The organism is Vibrio owensii (assembly GCF_002021755.1).
Classification (GTDB): Bacteria; Pseudomonadota; Gammaproteobacteria; order Enterobacterales; family Vibrionaceae; genus Vibrio; species Vibrio owensii.
Genome location: NZ_CP019960.1, coordinates 1,538,514 through 1,556,097, shown reverse-complemented (window position 1 = coordinate 1,556,097; position 17,584 = coordinate 1,538,514). Strand labels below are relative to the sequence as shown.

Genomic DNA, 17,584 nt, shown 5'->3' with positions numbered 1-17,584 from the left:
AGTGGGTTACCGTGATGATGGTGGGATTAGGAAAGATAAATTGAAGAATCGAGACAAGGATCAGGTTTACCGTGCACACGTAAAGAAACGGCTAGATAAAGCAAAGCCCGATGGTTGAGCATCGGGCTTTACAGAGCGCGCTAGGACAAAGTTAACGCAACCTTTAATGGCTGTTTAAGCCGTTTTAAACTGACTGACGATTTCTTGTAGACCAACCGCCAGTTCACTTAAATCTCGGCACGCAATCGCGGTTTGACGAGAGCCAGTTGCGACTTCGCTAGAGAACTGGTTGATGTGTTCGACATTGCGATGTAGCTCTTCAGTCACAGAGCTTTGCTCACTGCACGCACTCGCGATTTGGATACTCTTCTCGGCGATGTTGTCAGCGCTTTGTTCGATGTGACCAATCGTCGTGCCCGCTCGCTGAGCTTGCTCAACGCACACTTGAATCAAATCGCTGCTGTTGTTTGTGGCCGATACGGCGGTTTTCGAGCAATTCTGAAGCTTACTGATGATGGCAACGATCTCTTCTGTCGATGCTTGCGTGCGACTCGCTAGCGTACGAACTTCATCAGCTACAACGGCAAATCCACGGCCTTGTTCACCCGCTCGGGCAGCTTCAATTGCGGCATTGAGAGCAAGCAGGTTAGTTTGCTCTGCGATGTCTTGAATCACGTCAACCACCACGCTGATGTTCGATGCGTCTTGCTCTAGCTCACTTACCATGGTGCCAACAGATTGAATCGCGACTGAAGCTTCGTTGATCTGTTCAATACACTCTTGAACCACTTCTAAGCCTTCTTTGGCTTCTTGAGAGGCACTGTTTGCAGTTTCTGAAGCGGCTTCTGTGTTGCTTGCTACATCGTGCACTGTTGCTTGCATTTCGTTCATGGCGGTCGCAATCAGGTTAAGTTGTTGCTGCTGCTCATCCATGCCTGAAGAGGTTTGTTCAGAAATAGCGCTCACTTCCTCAGTGGCGGTGCTCACCTGAGCGGTAGTGGAAGAGATGCTATCGACCAGACTCAGCAGCTTGGCTTGCATATCTTCACAGGCGTCTGCCAATAAACCGAGCTCGTCGTTACCAATTTTATTACGCGGAAGTTTGTAGGTAAGGTCGCCGGAAGCAATCTTAGAGGCCATTTCAACTACGTATTGCAGTGGAGAACAGATTTGTTTTGTGAGGAATAAGCCAAGTACAAAGCTCAAAGCCAATAAAGCAACAATCGCGATAATGCTGTAAGTGATGGCGTCTGCAACTACATCGTGAGTGCTGTTGATGTCTTCTTTAATGAAGGTTTGGTTTAACTCAACCAGATCTTTAATCGAGCTAGAAAGTGCTTGGAACGTTGAAAAACCATCCAGCAGCATAGCGTTGGCTTCGTCAATACGTTTCGTGGTTAATAGCTCTGAGTATTTGTCGTTGAAGCTACGGTATTTTGACCATGCACTCGATACTTCATTATAAGCATCACGGTCGCGCTGATCCCAAAGTGATTTACCGTATTGTTCAATATAGTTGTCGATTTTATTTTCTGATTCATCCAAACCTTTAAGCCAAGTGTTAAATTCAGCATGGTTTACATTGGTCAGTAAAGAGAATTCGTCTTTTCTTAAGGTGCCAATTTCGATTTCAATATTTTTTACTAATAAAATACTTGGCACTGTGGTATCAGAAAATTCTGTCATCTTGCCATCAATAAGTTTTATTTGAGAGGTAAAGAAGAAAGATAACGCAATGACGGCAGCGGAGATAACAAGTATCAACGCACTGATTTTACTTTTAATACTTAGGTTAGAAAGTTTCATAGACTCACTGCAAATTGGGGGGCTTGAAAGGCTCGGAGTCTATTCCTGAGATTTGAAATTTAGTGTGATGAAAGTCTCAAATAGTTTTATCGGAAACCAAAATAAAATGGAAACTTAATGTTCATATTTCGTTTGAAAATAAGTTAATAGTTAATCAATATTGATGGGGAAAATAATTAATTAACTTATAAATTATTTCGAGTACGAATTGGTATTAATCTTGATAACCTTACATTCAATCAGAATTTTCTTATTGATGAATTTCGTTATTTATGTGCTAGCAAGTTTTCCTAAATATTAAAACAAGACATCGTACCGAATTGAAGTATTATTTCGGTAAAATAAAAGCCCGATGCTGAACATCGGGCTTCATTGTTTGAGTTTTATGAGCGAGATTTTAGGTATCTAGACCACGTTGGTTTAATCACCAAGAGGCTGTCTTTCCAAACCGCCACGATAAGAGTCGAGGGCAACTTTGAGTCGACGAAGTTTATCGCGTGAGCGTCGCTTATGATTAACGGCTAATGCCATCGAAAGTACATCAACCAAAGCCAACATCGCGTAGCGAGAAGCGGATGGCTTGTAGATGAAGTCCGTCTCTTGGTGCTCAATAGGCAGAACCAAATCGGCTTGCTCAGTCAAAGGTGTGTCTTTCGGAGTAATCACAATGACTTTTACGCCGTATTGCTTAGCTAATTGTGCGGTTTCAATGATGGCAGGGGTATAGCCAGTGGCTGAGATCATCACCAATACATCGTTCGCGTCTGCCGTCGCTGCAATCATGCGCGATAACAAGCCATCGTTGTACGCTACAACAGGGTAGCCGAGACGAAATAAACGGTGCTGCATCTCCTGTGCTGCAATGGTTGAGCCACCACCCATACCAATACAGATCACTTGTCTTGCGTTGTGCAGCCAGTTCACGGCAGTGTCGATATCTTCTTCAACAATCAAACTGCGGTTTACATCAAGGGATTGCTTGATCGACTCATAGATGCCTTGGTAGCCACTTTGATCAGGCGGCTCAAGGATGAATCGTTGTCCAACCGTTAAGGTTTGTGCCAGTTTGATCTTCATATCACGTACGTTTTTGCAGCCAACAGCTTTAGCAAAACGGGTGATGGTGGCTTCACTCACTTCTGCGCTTTCTGCCAGTTCAGTAATGCTGGCGTTGGCGGCAGTTTGAATGTCGTCCATGATCAACTTCGCGACCTTCTTTTCGGCATCGCGCAGCGCACTGAAACGTTCAGTGATTTGAGAGATAATATCGACTTCTAAACTCAAGCTGTGTTCCTATCTTTTGCATGGAGACGATTGTGCCGCCTCCACTGGTTTGGCATGAAGTATAACGAAAAGCCTCACTAAGCTCATCATCAGAAACGGGTTTTCACCCAATGAGTGACTTGATACTCATCATCACAAACCGCCACGGCACGCCACTTATCAAACGTTAAACATGGGTGAGAGGTTGAGAAGGCAATTATATCACCCACTTGAAGGTCGCTGTTTGCGTCTACTTCGATGAACGCATGCTGATCCATCACCGCGGTCGTTACCGCACTTTCAATAGAGATTGACTCACCATCGCGGTAAGCACGCTCGGGGATTGGCAATCCAGCATCAAACGCCACGTCACGTTTGCCAAAGCCGGCAACTAGCTTGGTTGGCTCAGGACGAGAAATCACATAAGCCCAAAGCTCTAGTGCCGATTCTAAATCACCACCTAGATCACACGCCGCACCTTGGTTGTTTTCAGCGCGCTGCATGACTTTGTTTTGTGCGTCTAGGTAAATGCCTGTGTCATGAATCGCGTAGCAACCTGGGCGAATGACGGCATCAAAATCCTCTAGGTTGGCAAAGCATTCAGAAACTACGTCATACCAAGCAGAGCCAGCGCCAGTGACCAGAGGTTTAGACTCAATCAACTTGTCGTTTTGTAGTTGGGCTGCGATTTCTAATGTGGTGTTGAGGAAGTTACGGATGTCCTGCTCAGCATTGTCACCATGAATGACACCTTCGTAAACCTCGATACCTTTGAGTGTAAGGTGAGGTTGCTGGTGGATGAGTGTGGCGAGCTCAACCACATCTTGTTGATTACGGCATCCACAGCGACCGCCTTCGACACCAAACTCAATCAGTACATTAAGCGGCAATTGATGCTCAGCGAAGGCACGCTCTAGCGCTTTGACGTTTCGGCTTGAATCCACACAGCAATAGAAGTTGATTCCATGGGTTTCAATCAGGTTGGCGATGATAGTCATGTTTGCGCGCCCAACTAGTTGGTTCGCCATGATGATGTTTTTCGCTCCGCCTAGCGCCGCAATCTCTGCCTGAGCCGGCGTTGCGACGGTAATGCCCCAAGCGCCGTTTTCTAATTGCTGCTGAAAGAAAGCGGGAGTCATGGTGGTTTTACCGTGCGGTGACAACTTCACTTTGTGCTGATTGGCAAAACGCTGCATCCAATCGAGGTTGTTCTTCAATGATGAAGATTTGATCACCGCTGCGGGCAGGGTGATCTCTTCATGGATCAAGCTGTGTAACCCATCGGAATTGCACGCAACAGGTTGAGCCTTCTCTCCGTAACCTGGCGTGGTAACACACTCATTATGATAGTTTTTATCACACTTTTGGCGATTGTCTTTCATGGCGCACCTACTTCTAACATGGTCTAAGTGATTGATATTAAGTGTTTGTTGCTAACTACCATAAATAATATGTTGGAAAGTATCAAACAAATCTGAGTTTTGTGTGTGTTTCTTCACTGTTTAAATTTCAAGAATTATTAAGATGGAATCATGTTAACGACGGACGAAGAGAGTGAAGTATGTTGTTCGATACCATTATCAAAAGCGTAGAGGTATTTGACGGTACGGGTGCAGCACCATTCATTGCTGATGTTGCGATTCGTCAAGATCGTATTGAGCAAGTAGGGCAGCTAGACGAGCTTTCTGCAAAGAAGGTTATCAACGGTCAGGGTCTTGCGTTGGCTCCGGGATTTATTGATGTGCACACGCACGATGACACTAATGTGATTCGTTACCCTGACTGCTTGCCAAAGATCAGCCAAGGTGTGACGACAGTAATCGTAGGCAATTGCGGAATTAGCGCGAGCCCTGCGGTACTCAGTGATACTCCGCCAGACCCAATGAATCTATTGGGCAAGCAGGAAGACTTCAAATACCCAACCTTTGGGGAGTATGCGAAGGCGGTACAAGCGGCGAACCCTGCGGTCAACGTTGCAGCGTTAGTCGGTCACACAACTTTACGTAACAACGTAATGGACGACTTACTGCGCACGGCAACCGATGAAGAAATCGACCAAATGCGTCAAACACTGGCACAAGCGATGGAAGAGGGTGCGTTGGGTTTGAGCTCGGGTCTTGCTTATGCGAGTGCCAAGCAAGCCAACGCGGATGAAGTCATGCGCTTAGCGGAAATTCTCGGTCATCACGGTGGTATCTACACCACGCACATGCGCACCGAGTTTGAAGAAATCATCAGCGCAATGGAAGAAGCCTTTGAAACTGGGCAGTACGCGAAAGTGCCAGTGGTGATTTCTCATCTGAAATGTGCTGGCGCAGGCAACTGGGGACGCACAGTAGAAGTGCTGGATTTGATGGATAAGGTTTCTGAGCATCAAGACGTGTCTTGCGATTGCTACCCATATTCTGCGAGTTCGTCAACGTTGGATTTAAAACAGGTGACCGATGAAATCGACATCTTCATCACTTGGTCTGAAAGCAAACCTGAACACGCTGGCAAGATGCTGAAAGACATTGCTGACGAGATGCAGCTGCCTCTTATGGAAGCAGCAAAAGCGTTGCAACCTGCGGGCGCGGTTTATCACTGCATGGATGAAAACGACGTCAAACGTGTACTTAAGTATAAGTTGACCATGGTGGGCTCGGATGGATTACCAAACGACCCGCACCCACATCCACGTTTGTGGGGCACATTCCCGAAAGTCTTGGGGCATTACTGCCGTGAAGAACAGCTTTTCCCATTAGCAGAAGCGATTCACAAGATGACGGGTATGTCGGCAACACGCTACCAATTGAAAGATCGTGGGGAAATAAAAACAGGCGCTTACGCAGACTTGGTTTTATTTAACCCAAATACAATTAAAGATACTGCAACGTTCGAAAATCCAATTTCCGTCGCGCAAGGTATTGAATCTGTATTTGTAAATGGCGAACTATCTTATTTAAAAGATAAAGTCACCGAAAATAGAAATGGCGTATTTATTTATAGAAATAATACCCATCAATAACTTATTAAATAAATTAATTTTATAGATTAAGCATTATCACTGGAGAATATTATGTCAATTAAACGTTATGGTGTAGAAGGCGGCGTAGGTACTGGCGGTCAACATTTACCATTTGCACGTGCAACAGAAGCGGGCGGCTTCTTATACGTCTCGGGTCAAACACCAATGACTGACGGCGAAGTGGTAGAAGGTGGTATCGTTGACCAGTCTCGCCTAGCGATTCAAAACTGTGTCGATATCATGGAAGAAGCAGGCTACACGCTAGCTGACGTGGTGCACGTAAAAGTGGTACTAACGGATTCGCGTTACTTCCAATCGTTCAATAAAGTGTTCAGAGAATTCTTTGGTGATCACCCACCTGCACGTATTTGCATGGTATGTGATCTCGTGGTGGACGTGAAAGTCGAAGTCGATGTGACTTGCTACCGCGAAGATCGCCGATAGAAATCACACTTTACCTAATTAAATAAAATAGAGTGCCGGAAATAATTACTTTCCTGTTATTATCTTTTGAGCACTCTCACTCCCTACATAAATATAATTTCATAAAGCAGTAGTGCCTAATATATTTAGCAAATGCTATAAAAATAAAATTAGATAATTTCTGGAATAAAATCTAATACTTGCTGCTGGAATTATATCAATCTGAAAGATGGATTTTGATATGAGAGGTGTTCAATGAACAGTACACTTTTTCTTACCGGCTTCGGTGCGTACGTCTTATTTTTAATTTGGTTGGGATGGTTTGTCTCTCGCAATCAAAAATCAGGTGAAGACTTTCTACTCGGTGGTCGAGGCTTACCTCTGTTTCTCGTATTAGGTACCACGGTAGCAACTATGGTTGGCACGGGCTCTAGTATGGGCGCGGTTGGCTTTGGTTACTCGAACGGTTGGGCTGGTGCGCTTTACGGCATTGGCGGCGCAATTGGTATCTTGTTATTGGCACTGTGGTTCGCGCCAGTTCGTAAACTCAACTTTATGACCATGAGTGAAGAGCTCGCATACTACGTAGGTGCAAACCGCATCGTGAAGAACGTGGTTGGTCTGCTTATCTTTATCGCTTCTATCGGCTGGTTGGGCGCACACATCCTTGGTGGTGGTATGTACCTAGCGTGGATTGCCGATATTGAGCTGAGCACTGCGAAGATGATCATCGCAGCAGCGTTTACCATTTACGTTGTTATTGGCGGCTACACTGCGGTGGTTTGGACGGACACCATTCAAGCTATCATCTTATTCGTTGGCTTCATCTTAATGGCGGTACTGTCAGTGCAGCACATTGGCGGCTTGGATAACCTGTACTCAGCCATGGACCCAGAAGCGGTTAGCTTCCTTGCGATTGATAAGCTTGGTTTAATCCCTGCGGTTTCTCTTGCTGTTGTGATTGGTGTCGGTGTACTTGCAACGCCTTCATTCCGCCAGCGTATCTACTCAGGTAAAGACGTATCAACCATCCGCCGTTCATTCGTGGCTTCTGGTGTGCTGTATTTGTTCTTCTCTATCATTCCAGCAGTCATTGGTATGGCGGCGCATGCGATTGACCCTGAACTGAACAACGCAAACTTTGCTTTCCCATACATCGCGGCAACGGTATTGCCAGTAGGTGTTGGTCTTATCGTTCTGATTGCAGGTCTATCAGCAACCATGTCGAGTGCGAGTTCCGATGCGATTGCGGGCGTGTCTATCTTACTGCGTGATGTGTACGTAATGTTCACCGGCCGCGTGCCAAACAAAGAATCCATGTTGAATTACTCTCGCTTGGCTTTGGTTGTAGTGATCGGTTGTGCATTGCTGTTCGCGCTAACGTCTAACGACATCATTAGCTACATCACTAAGATGATCTCGACAGTTATGTCTGGCATGTTCGTGTGCGGTATGTTGGGTCGCTTCTGGAAGCGTTACAACTGGCAAGGTGCATTGGCAACATTGGCAGGTGCGTCCATCGCTTCATTTGCTGTAATGATGAGCCCAGACCTAACCGCTTTATGGGGCAACCCAGTCATTCCATCTTGTTTGTTTGCCCTAACAGCAGGCGTGGCAGTGAGCCTAGTGACTCCAGCTAACCAAGTGTCACCAGAAATGGCACGAGCAATCCTCGATGATGAGCGTGCTCTGATGGAAATGGAACTGTCTGACAAAGGCGTTCTAGAAGAAGACGCTTCTCTACAAAACCGCGCAACAGCGGCGAATCAAAACGCTTAACAGCAGAGAGTTTCCGGCTCGAACAGAAACTCGCTCATAAGCTCCTGACAAACTGGTGGCTCCCCCGAGCCACCATTCTAAATTTATCCAAAGTAGGTGAACGATGACCGATTCATCCCAGACTAAAATTGCTTTCTTTGGCGAATGCATGATTGAACTGAGCGGCGACCCAATTCGCAAAGGCTTTGGTGGCGACACGCTCAATACCGCACTTTACCTCTCTCGACTAACGGCTCAACAACCTGTCCAAGTGTCTTACGCGACCGGTCTTGGGGAGGACGTACTTTCTCAAGAGCTTCTGGAAAACTGGCAACAAGAGGGCATTGTGACTGATCTTGTCGAGATATTCCCAGCTCAGCTTCCGGGGTTGTACATGGTGCAGACCGACCAAGAAGGCGAACGCAGCTTTCTTTATTGGCGTGACAGTGCAGCCGTTAAAAGCTACTTCTCTACCTCTTCGCTCAACAAATTAGAAGCTGCGATTGCGAACCGAGAGCTGGATTACCTCTACCTAAGTGGCATCAGCGTCGCGATTCTAAATGACGATAGCAAAGTAAGGCTTAAAAAGGCGTTAAGTCAGTTCTCACAAGGCGGAGGCAAGGTTATCTTCGATAATAACTTCCGTCCTCAACTTTGGTCTGCACAAGAGGCGAAACATTGGTATAGCCAAATTCTGCCTTTAGTCGACATTGCACTTATCACTGAAGACGATGATGTCTTGGTATGGGGTGAAGAGGAAAGTGCTGAGCAGCGCAGCCTTCGCTTTGGTTGCCAAGAAATAGTGATTAAACGTGGCTGTGAGCCTTGCAAACTGGTTTGGTCGCATGGTGATGACAAGCAAACCGCTTACGTAGCCGCCGAGAAGGTTGTGAAAGTAATCGACACCTGTGCCGCCGGCGATTCATTTGCTGCTGGTTACCTTGCAGGACGATTGACCGGACAAAGCTGTGAGCAGTCTGCCCAACTCGGTCACGCACTAGCAGCAACCGTTATTCAATATCCTGGCGCAATCATTCCAAATGACGCCATGACTCATCTAATTCGATAATTTCCGAGAACGTATTATGTCCCAAGCAATGATTAAGCAACTTCAGCAATTCAAAGTTATTCCAGTTATTCAACTCAACAAGGTTGAGCACGCGATTCCATTGGCGAAAGTGTTAGTAGAAAACGGTTTGCCAGTCGCAGAAGTAACGTTTCGAACAGAAGCGGCTGCCGATGCGATTAAAGCCATGCGCGATGCTTACCCGCAAATGTGCATCGGTGCTGGCACGGTACTGACGCCAGAGCAAATTACCCAAGCAAAAGACGCGGGTGCAGAGTTTATTGTCGCGCCGGGGTTGAACCCAAATACCGTACGTCGCTGCCAAGAAATCAACATGCCAATCGTACCGGGTGTCAATAACCCAAGTCAGGTTGAGCAAGCACTAGAGTTGGGTTTGAACTTCCTCAAATTCTTCCCGGCAGAAGCGAGCGGTGGTATCGCGATGGTGAAGTCGCTACTCGCACCTTATGTTGATGTGAGTCTGATGCCGACAGGCGGTATCGGCAAGAACAACGTCAATGATTACCTAGCCATCGACCGTGTGGTTTGCTGCGGTGGTACTTGGATGGTGGCACCGAGCTTAATTGAAAACGAACAGTGGGACGAAATTGGCAAGCTGGTTCGTGAAGCAGTAGAGCTGGTTGCGTAACTCAAACTGAGCTCTTTTACCCAAGTCACCAGACCCCATTAAATAGCGTGACTTGGGTTGAACAATAATAACAACAACAGGATGGCGCGGATGAACAAAGGTACATTAGCACTACTCATTTCAGGCTTAATTTCAATTCCAACGGCAGCGATGGCGATGACTCCCAACACCGATCTTAACCTAATGCCTTACCCACAAAATGTAGAGTTGGGGCAGGGTAAAATCACACTGGATAAATCCTTCAGCATTTACATCAAAGGCTACGATTCACCGCGCGTGCAGTTCAACGCAAAGCGCACTATGGATCGTCTATATCGTCAAACCGGCTTACCAATGTTGAACTGGCATGCTGAGTCGGAAAAAGACGCGGCCTTGGTGATTGATATTCGTAATGCGCCTAAGTCCGAGGTGCAAGATATTAACAGCGATGAATCGTACCAACTTGAATCGCGTAATGGTCAGATAATCATTCGCTCCGAATGCCCTTACGGTGCTTTCCATGGTTTAGAAACCTTCTTGCAGCTGGTGACTACGGACGCGACTGGCTATTTTGTGCCTGCGGTGTCGATTCAAGATGAACCTCGCTTTCCTTGGCGTGGCGTTTCTTACGACACTTCCCGTCACTTCATTGAACTCGATGTGATTCTTCGCCAACTCGATGCGATGGCATCAGCAAAAATGAACGTCTTCCATTGGCATATTTGGGATGACCAAGCGATTCGTATCCAGCTCGATAATTACCAAAAGCTTTGGCAAAACACCGCAGATGGTGATTACTACACCAAAGATGAAATCCGCTATGTGGTGAATTACGCGCGTAACCTTGGCATTCGAGTTATCCCTGAAATTTCTTTGCCGGGACATGCTTCGGCAGTGGCGCACGCTTACCCTGAATTAATGTCTGGTATGGGTGAGCAATCTTATCCGCATCAACGTGGCTGGGGTGTGTTTGAGCCGTTAATGGACCCGACCAATCCTGAACTCTACAAGATGCTGGCAAGCGTGTTTGACGAAGTGGTTGAGCTTTTCCCTGATGAGTATTTCCATATCGGCGGGGATGAACCAAATTACCAACAGTGGAAAGACAACCCGAAGATTCAGCAATTCATCAAAGACAACAACCTGGATGGAGAGCGTGGTCTGCAATCGTATTTGAACACCAAGGTCGAACAGATGTTGGAACAGCGCGGCAAGAAGATGACTGGCTGGGATGAAATCTGGCACAAAGACCTTCCAACCTCGATTGTGATTCAAAGTTGGCAAGGGCACGACAGTATCGGTCGAGCAGCAAAAGAGGGCTACCAAGGTATTCTCTCAACAGGCTACTACCTAGACCAGCCACAGCCAACCAGTTACCACTATCGCAATGACCCAATGCCGAAAGGAATCACGGTTGATGACCAACTTCATCAAGGTGAGAAATTTGCGACTTATGATTGGGTGAAACCACGCAACAAAGGTGGTCCACGTACAGGTAATCTGACCATTATTGAAGCGACAGATGGCAGCTACCGTGCGTTTACCGATTACAACGGTAAGTCGCGTGAAGAGGTGTTCATCATCGAGTACGTGCCGGGCGTGAAGTTTAAAGGGCACTTCGATAACTTTATGTCTTACACCGAATTCAACTATGACTTTGCGGATGGCAAGTTGAAAGACACCAGTTACCAATTGATAGGCAATGTGCGTTGGCCTGTGACTGGAGAATTGGTCGCGAGCAGTGACATGCAGGGGAGTGTTATTCCAGAGCCGAACGGTGGCTATCCAGCTAAACTGACCGAAAAAGAACAGCAGCTAATCTTAGGCGGAGAAATCACCATTTGGGGTGAGAACCTCGATTCAATGACCATCGAGCAACGCCTATGGCCACGAAGCTACGCGATTGCTGAGCGTCTATGGTCGAGTCAGGAGCTGACCGATGAACGCAGCATGTACAAGCGTATGAAGGTGATGGATGCATGGTCTGAGATCTCGCTTGGTCTACGCCATCACGCCGATGCCAATATGATGCTAAAACGTCTTGCCAATGGTGCGAACGAAACGCCGCTACAAACGTTAGCGAAGTACATCGAGCCGGCTCAATACTACGCTCGTCATTGGGAGAAATGGATCTCTACGCCAAACGAAGGTGATTTGTACAACCAGTATGAGCGACTAAACCGCTTTGCGGATGCGTTGCCAGTAGAAAGCCTAGCAGTGTACGAGATGAAAGATTTGGTCGCGGCTTATGCTCAGGGTGATAAAACCGCGTTGGATGCGTTAGCGATTCATTATCAAAACGTTAAGTTAGCGGCGCAGCAAGCCAAACCTATTTTCGCTGCAAACGTGGCGTCGGTAGAAACGGTGCCAGTTGCAGAAGCCACAATCAAAGTTGCCGATTTAGGTTTAACTTTGATTGAGCTCGCCAAGCAGGGCAGTGGTATTAGCCAATCTGATGCTGCAGCGTATCAACGCACTATCGATGAAAATGCGATTATTTTTGATGAAACGATTGTCGCCATCGTAGTACCAACCGAGCAGTTGCTTCACACTTTAACCGATTGATAACTAAAAGGGATTGCCGTCTGGTAACGTAGGCGGCATCTTATCGGTTAAGCACTCTTTTATCTCCCAAAGGTTTCCCATGATAGTAAATGGTCACTTACATTTTTATGTAGGCACCTATACCGATTCACCAAGCCAAAGTCAGGGCATTGCGTGTGTTTCTCTCGATACTGCTACTGGTGCATTAACGCTCACCAATGAACTTGTTCCAGAAGCGGTGAAAACGGTTCGTAACCCTTCTTACCTTGCGCTCAAAGGAGAGGGTTTATATACCTTTAATGAAGTCGATCGCTTGGAAGGTGCAGAGCTGATATTTGCTGAAAAAACAGACAGCTATACATTGCCAATTGAAGGTGATTACCCTTGCCATATCGACATTAAAGAACAGTTACTCGCTGTTGCAAACTACGGTTCCGGCAATGTAAGTGTTTACCAACTTGATGAGCAAGGTAAGCCATTGAAATCCATTGCAGAATTGTATGTAGAAGGCAATGGACCCAATATTGACCGTCAAACTTCCCCTCATGCCCATCAAGTCACTTTTCTAAAACACTCTGCTCAATTGGCTGTGGTCGATTTAGGTACAGACCGTGTTCATCTCTATGACTACGACAATGGTGGTGAGACAGTTAAGTTTTCACTTTCTCAAAGCATCGCTATGCCTGTTGGCTCTGGGCCTCGTCATTTGATCTTCACTCGTGATGAGTCTGTCGCGTACGTTGTTTGCGAACTGTCTGAAACGCTGGTGGTACTTCGCAAGCAAAACGGACAATGGAATCTGACTCAGCAAGTGAAGCTGCTAGCCGATGAAGAGAACAAAGAAGCGGCGTCTGCGATTCGTCTCTCTGCGGATGAGCGCTTTGTCTATGTCTCATGCCGTGCGCAAAATCTGATCAGTACATTTGATGTAACGAGTGATATTCCGGTTCAAATTGCCGCGTCCGATTGTGGCGGTGCGTTTCCAAGAGATTTCGTTTTATCCCGTGACGGGCAGTGGATGCTCGTTGCTAATCAACATTCACATAATGTCGCTAGCTTTCATAGGAATCAGGAAACTGGCGCTATCACTCCAACCGGATACTCATGCGACATCGGTGCGCCTGTGTGTTTGGTTGAGAAGTCGTAATTAAGAGAAATAACATGACAATTCATCGTATTAATCCATGCAAACGTTGGTCTGATGTAACGGTGTTCAACGGAATTGCCAACTTTGTTGAGGTGGCAGAAGCTGACACTACTGCGGATATGAAAGGGCAAGTACAACAGATTTTCGACCAAGCCGAGCAAATGCTAGCCAGTGTTGATAGCGACAAGTCGCGCATTCTATCTGTGACGATTTACGTGACGGATTTTGCGAACTTCGATGCCCTAAATGAAGTGTGGGATGCGTGGTTTCCTGAGGGCTGCGCACCAAGCCGTGCTTGCGTCAAAGTTGAATTGGCGAATCCTGAACTGTTGGTAGAAATGGCGTTTGTTGCTGCTGCGGGTGAGAAGTTCCAGTAGTTCGACATCACCCTAATTAAACCATCAAGCCCAGCGTTATCCTCAAGCTCAGCGTTATATAGTTCAATAACGCTGGGCTTTGTTTTATTGGGCTAATCAGCATAAACCAAATAGTTCGTAGATAAGCACGAATTTAAAAATATTACGAAAAGTATCACTGATTGGCTTAAAATGAACGTTATTGATACTTAATGATGGGTTGCTGTTTCTTTTGGGGCATACACTTATGTCGAACTTAAGAAATAGGAGCATCATCATGAAAGCAATCACTACATCGGTTTTGGCATTAAGCTTATTGGCGGTTGGTTCAGCACAAGCATTTGAGTTAACCAGTAAAGACATCCAAGAAGGTCATCCTATGGCGAAGACCTTCGAATACAACAGCTGGGGCTGTAATGGTGGCAACCAATCTCCACAATTGATGTGGAAGGATGCGCCTGCAGGAACTAAGAGTTTTGCAATCACGGCTTATGACCCTGATGCACCTACTGGCAGTGGTTTCTGGCACTGGGTTGCGTTTAACATTCCTGCTTCAGTTAGCGAACTGCCACGCGCAGTGAACATTGAAAAATTGGGCGGTAAAGAGTCGCGTATTGACTACGGAACGGTTGGTTTTGGTGGCGTTTGCCCACCAGAAGCAGACGGCATGCACCGCTACCAATTTACGGTTTGGGCATTGCCAACAGAGAAACTAAACCTAGATGAAAACACGCCGGCTGCTGTGGTTGGTTTTACGCTTAACAGCATGGCACTAGACAAAGCTAAACTTACGGCGACGTACACACGTTAAGCCGTAATGGGTAGATGATAGAAAACGAGGGGAATAGATGAGCCATCAATATCGAGTCACGTTGTTTCGTGCCGAGCAGTTACAGAAACTGCGTAATGTGAAGATCCATTCCCCAAGTATCATTCAGATCATCACAGGCAGTAAGCGTCTTTTCTGGAAAGAATCGGCGCTGGATCTTTCTCATTCTGAGTTGCTGCTTTGTGAGGCTTCCGCATCGCTGAGTTTTGAGAACTTACCGCAGAAAGGTAAGTTTCTCTCTAGAATGTTTAGCTTTCATTGTTTGCCGTCAGAAGCAATGATTGAACTTAGCGCGAGCATTGACGGTGGTGAAGAAAAGCCGACATTAGAAGCCGATAAAGCTTTGGAAGACACGCTCAATGCTTTGTTTTCGTTTGACCAACAAACCATGAGCAAAGAGACCCAAACCTTCTGGGTAATGGGGTTGTATCAACAACTTGCTGAGCGTGGCGTGTTGCATCACTTGTTTGCGAGTGCGAACACAACATTCAGCCAGAAGCTGAGCCGTTATTTGTCGCATTCTCCGGGAGAGGAACACCCATTAGAGCTAGTGGCTGAACGTTTTGCCATGAGCCGTGCGACTATGATTCGCAAGCTCAAGCAAGAGGGCACTCAGTATCGGGAAGTGCTGGCGGAAGTACGTTTAAATCATGCCTTGTATTTGATGCAGAATGGTCATTACAACGTCGCGCTGTTGGCTCAGTCTTGCGGCTATCAATCCGAGGGGCGTTTTAGTCAACGCTTTAAAGGCAAATTCGGATTGACTCCGAGTGACTACATCAAAACGGTTGTGGTCAGTTAGCGCTAGCGAAAAATTGCTTGTGCGCGTTTAATAGCTTACGCGCGTTTTACCGAGTGCAACGCAGTTGGTGCTTTTGAATCTGCAATCGCCAAATCAGACAAAAGCTGTTGCAGTAACTCTGCAGCGTGGACGTTCGCTTTTACTTTATCAACGTCACTCCAACTCGTACTGTTTTCTTCTTCAAGGTATTTAATCGTCTGTTGTGAAAGCTTGAGAACAGCATGCCACTTCAGTTTTTTATATTCTAAATTCATACTCAAACTCCTATGTGAATGATTAATTTAAAACATTGTTCAAAACTTTGAGTTAGCAAATAGGAATTTGTTAATAAGCCTATGCCTAGAGCGGATATAAAAAAGCGCCCATCGCTTTAACGACGGGCGCTCTCAAGTCACTATAACCTATAGTTATTTGTAGTATTTCTTCTTCATTTTGAGTGCTACGTTCACCAAAGCAATCAATACAGGCACTTCGATCAGTGGACCAATGACACCAGCAAAAGCTTGGTCTGAGTTTAGGCCAAACACCGCGATAGAAACCGCTATTGCCAATTCAAAGTTGTTGCCTGTTGCCGTGAAAGCAATCGATGCATTTTTGTCGTAGTCGATGCCCATTTTCTTACCAACGAAGAAGCTGACAAAGAACATCAACACAAAGTAGATAGCCAGTGGAATTGCTACACGGAATACATCCATTGGCAGTTCAAGAATCATTTCACCTTTCAAGCTGAACATCAGTACGATGGTCGCAAGCAGGGCGATAAGCGTAATTGGTGAAATGCGTGGGATGAACACGTCGTTGTACCATTGTTCACCTTTCGCAGCGACCAGCCATTTGCGGCTTAGGAAGCCCGCTAGGAATGGGATACCAAGGTAAATCAGAACACTTTCCGCGATGTCCATCATCGAGATATCAACCACGAAACCTTCGTAACCAAAGACTGGTGGCAACACAGTGATGAACAACCATGCCATCACACTGTAAGTCACGATTTGGAAAGCGCTGTTTAATGCAACTAGAGCTGCACCGTATTCTTTGTTACCGCCACCGATATCGTTCCATACCAATACCATCGCAATACAACGAGCAAGACCGATCAGAATGATACCAACCATGTAGCCCGGATGATCACCTAGGAAAGTCAATGCAAGGATGAACATCAAAATAGGGCCGACAATCCAGTTCATGACCAAAGACAGCGTGATCGCTTTTTTATCTTTCGTCACTGTGCCTAGCAGGTTGTAGTTCACCTTTGCGAGTGGCGGGTACATCATCAAAATCAAGCCAATCGCTAGCGGTACGTTTGTGCTACCAACTGACATTGACTCGTTCCACTCAGCAACTTGAGGGAATGCTGCGCCAATACCTACACCGATTGCCATTGCAACAAAAATCCACACCGTTAGGTAACGGTCCAAGAAGCTCATTTTGTCGCTGGCACTATTTAAAACTTGAGTAGTCATAGTGTTCTCTTATTCGTTTATCGTCGAAAGGCGATAGTTAAAGGTATAGTTTATCTCTGCACGCCTGACCAGCGTGCAAAGGGAATTAATCAAATAACTTGGAAAATCCTAGATTGAACTGATCAAACGCGTCGCGTTGAATGCGGTAACACACCTTAGGTGGGTTTGGCTCGGCGCTGATAAAGCCAGCTTGTTTTAGAATACGCAAGTGCTCGGAAACAGTAGATTGCGCAAGACCCAGTTCAGAAACCAAATCACTGTTCAAACAACCGCCCATGGTATCGAGCGTGTGTAGGATATGCAGAATGCGTAAACGTGCTGGATGTGACAAAGCTTTTGCTTGTGCTGCTAGAGTTTGTTCTTTCTCGAGCTGTTGTTGTGTTGTCTGAAAAACAACTTCGCACGTGTCGTTGCACTTATCACTCATTCGCTGGCCTTAATAGTTAATCGTCGAATTGCGATAAAGTGTACGCCTGCTCTGTGGAAGATGCA

The 17,584-nt window shown here is 46.2% G+C and carries 16 protein-coding genes; 10 read left to right on the top strand and 6 right to left on the bottom strand.

Translation table 11 applies throughout. The annotated features are described in order from the left end of the window. Positions 1–174 precede the first annotated feature (174 nt). The 3 genes from A9237_RS23405 to A9237_RS23395 form a co-directional block, all read right to left on the bottom strand. Positions 175–1,806, bottom strand: a complete 1,632-nt coding sequence (locus A9237_RS23405) for a methyl-accepting chemotaxis protein (protein ID WP_050918945.1) — start codon at positions 1,804–1,806, stop codon at positions 175–177. A 420-nt stretch (positions 1,807–2,226) separates the two neighbouring features. Continuing rightward, a complete protein-coding gene (locus tag A9237_RS23400) occupies positions 2,227–3,090 on the bottom strand; it encodes a MurR/RpiR family transcriptional regulator (RefSeq protein WP_005425077.1) in 864 nt (287 codons plus the stop codon). A gap of 89 nt (positions 3,091–3,179) precedes the next feature. Beyond that, a complete protein-coding gene (locus tag A9237_RS23395; RefSeq protein ID WP_078609819.1) occupies positions 3,180–4,451 on the bottom strand; it encodes an amino acid deaminase in 1,272 nt (423 codons plus the stop codon). A gap of 179 nt (positions 4,452–4,630) precedes the next feature. On the opposite strand from A9237_RS23395, the gene A9237_RS23390 reads away from it, so the two are divergent. From A9237_RS23390 to A9237_RS23345, 10 genes are all read left to right on the top strand, one after another. Further along, entirely contained in the window at positions 4,631–6,076 is a 1,446-nt protein-coding gene (locus tag A9237_RS23390; protein ID WP_078609818.1) for an N-acyl-D-amino-acid deacylase family protein, read from the top strand. A 51-nt stretch (positions 6,077–6,127) separates the two neighbouring features. After that, positions 6,128–6,520, top strand: a complete 393-nt coding sequence (locus tag A9237_RS23385; protein ID WP_005425100.1) for a RidA family protein — start codon at positions 6,128–6,130, stop codon at positions 6,518–6,520. A gap of 234 nt (positions 6,521–6,754) precedes the next feature. Beyond that, the gene (locus tag A9237_RS23380) at positions 6,755–8,278 is read left to right on the top strand and encodes a sodium:solute symporter family protein (protein ID WP_078609817.1); all 1,524 of its coding nucleotides are present in this window, start codon (positions 6,755–6,757) and stop codon (positions 8,276–8,278) included. A gap of 103 nt (positions 8,279–8,381) precedes the next feature. Further along, the gene (locus A9237_RS23375) at positions 8,382–9,326 is read left to right on the top strand and encodes a sugar kinase (RefSeq protein WP_078609816.1); all 945 of its coding nucleotides are present in this window, start codon (positions 8,382–8,384) and stop codon (positions 9,324–9,326) included. A gap of 16 nt (positions 9,327–9,342) precedes the next feature. Next, positions 9,343–9,972 carry a bifunctional 4-hydroxy-2-oxoglutarate aldolase/2-dehydro-3-deoxy-phosphogluconate aldolase gene (locus A9237_RS23370; RefSeq protein WP_078609815.1) on the top strand — a complete coding sequence of 210 codons (630 nt, stop codon included), beginning with the start codon at positions 9,343–9,345 and terminating at the stop codon, positions 9,970–9,972. Positions 9,973–10,062: 90 nt separating this feature from the next. Beyond that, positions 10,063–12,516: a beta-N-acetylhexosaminidase gene (locus A9237_RS23365; protein WP_078609814.1), complete on the top strand. Its 2,454-nt coding sequence runs from the start codon at positions 10,063–10,065 to the stop codon at positions 12,514–12,516. A 79-nt stretch (positions 12,517–12,595) separates the two neighbouring features. Further along, positions 12,596–13,642, top strand: coding sequence for a lactonase family protein (locus tag A9237_RS23360; protein ID WP_078609813.1), 1,047 nt, complete (start codon positions 12,596–12,598; stop codon positions 13,640–13,642). Positions 13,643–13,656: 14 nt separating this feature from the next. Continuing rightward, on the top strand, positions 13,657–14,019 hold the full coding sequence (locus A9237_RS23355; RefSeq protein WP_005534602.1) for a RidA family protein: 363 nt from the start codon (positions 13,657–13,659) through the stop codon (positions 14,017–14,019). A gap of 256 nt (positions 14,020–14,275) precedes the next feature. Beyond that, entirely contained in the window at positions 14,276–14,809 is a 534-nt protein-coding gene (locus tag A9237_RS23350; RefSeq protein ID WP_005435484.1) for a YbhB/YbcL family Raf kinase inhibitor-like protein, read from the top strand. 37 nt (positions 14,810–14,846) lie between these two features. After that, the gene (locus A9237_RS23345) at positions 14,847–15,629 is read left to right on the top strand and encodes a helix-turn-helix domain-containing protein (protein ID WP_078609812.1); all 783 of its coding nucleotides are present in this window, start codon (positions 14,847–14,849) and stop codon (positions 15,627–15,629) included. A 35-nt stretch (positions 15,630–15,664) separates the two neighbouring features. On the opposite strand, the gene A9237_RS23340 is transcribed toward A9237_RS23345, so the two are convergent. From A9237_RS23340 to A9237_RS23330, 3 genes are all read right to left on the bottom strand, one after another. Continuing rightward, the gene (locus A9237_RS23340; RefSeq protein WP_005435487.1) at positions 15,665–15,883 is read right to left on the bottom strand and encodes a hypothetical protein; all 219 of its coding nucleotides are present in this window, start codon (positions 15,881–15,883) and stop codon (positions 15,665–15,667) included. Between the two features lie 153 nt (positions 15,884–16,036). Further along, positions 16,037–17,092 (bottom strand): ACR3 family arsenite efflux transporter, encoded by a 1,056-nt coding sequence (gene arsB / locus A9237_RS23335; RefSeq protein ID WP_005435488.1) that lies wholly within the window; start codon positions 17,090–17,092, stop codon positions 16,037–16,039. An 85-nt stretch (positions 17,093–17,177) separates the two neighbouring features. Beyond that, positions 17,178–17,519 carry an ArsR/SmtB family transcription factor gene (locus tag A9237_RS23330; protein ID WP_009706198.1) on the bottom strand — a complete coding sequence of 114 codons (342 nt, stop codon included), beginning with the start codon at positions 17,517–17,519 and terminating at the stop codon, positions 17,178–17,180. Positions 17,520–17,584 lie beyond the last annotated feature (65 nt).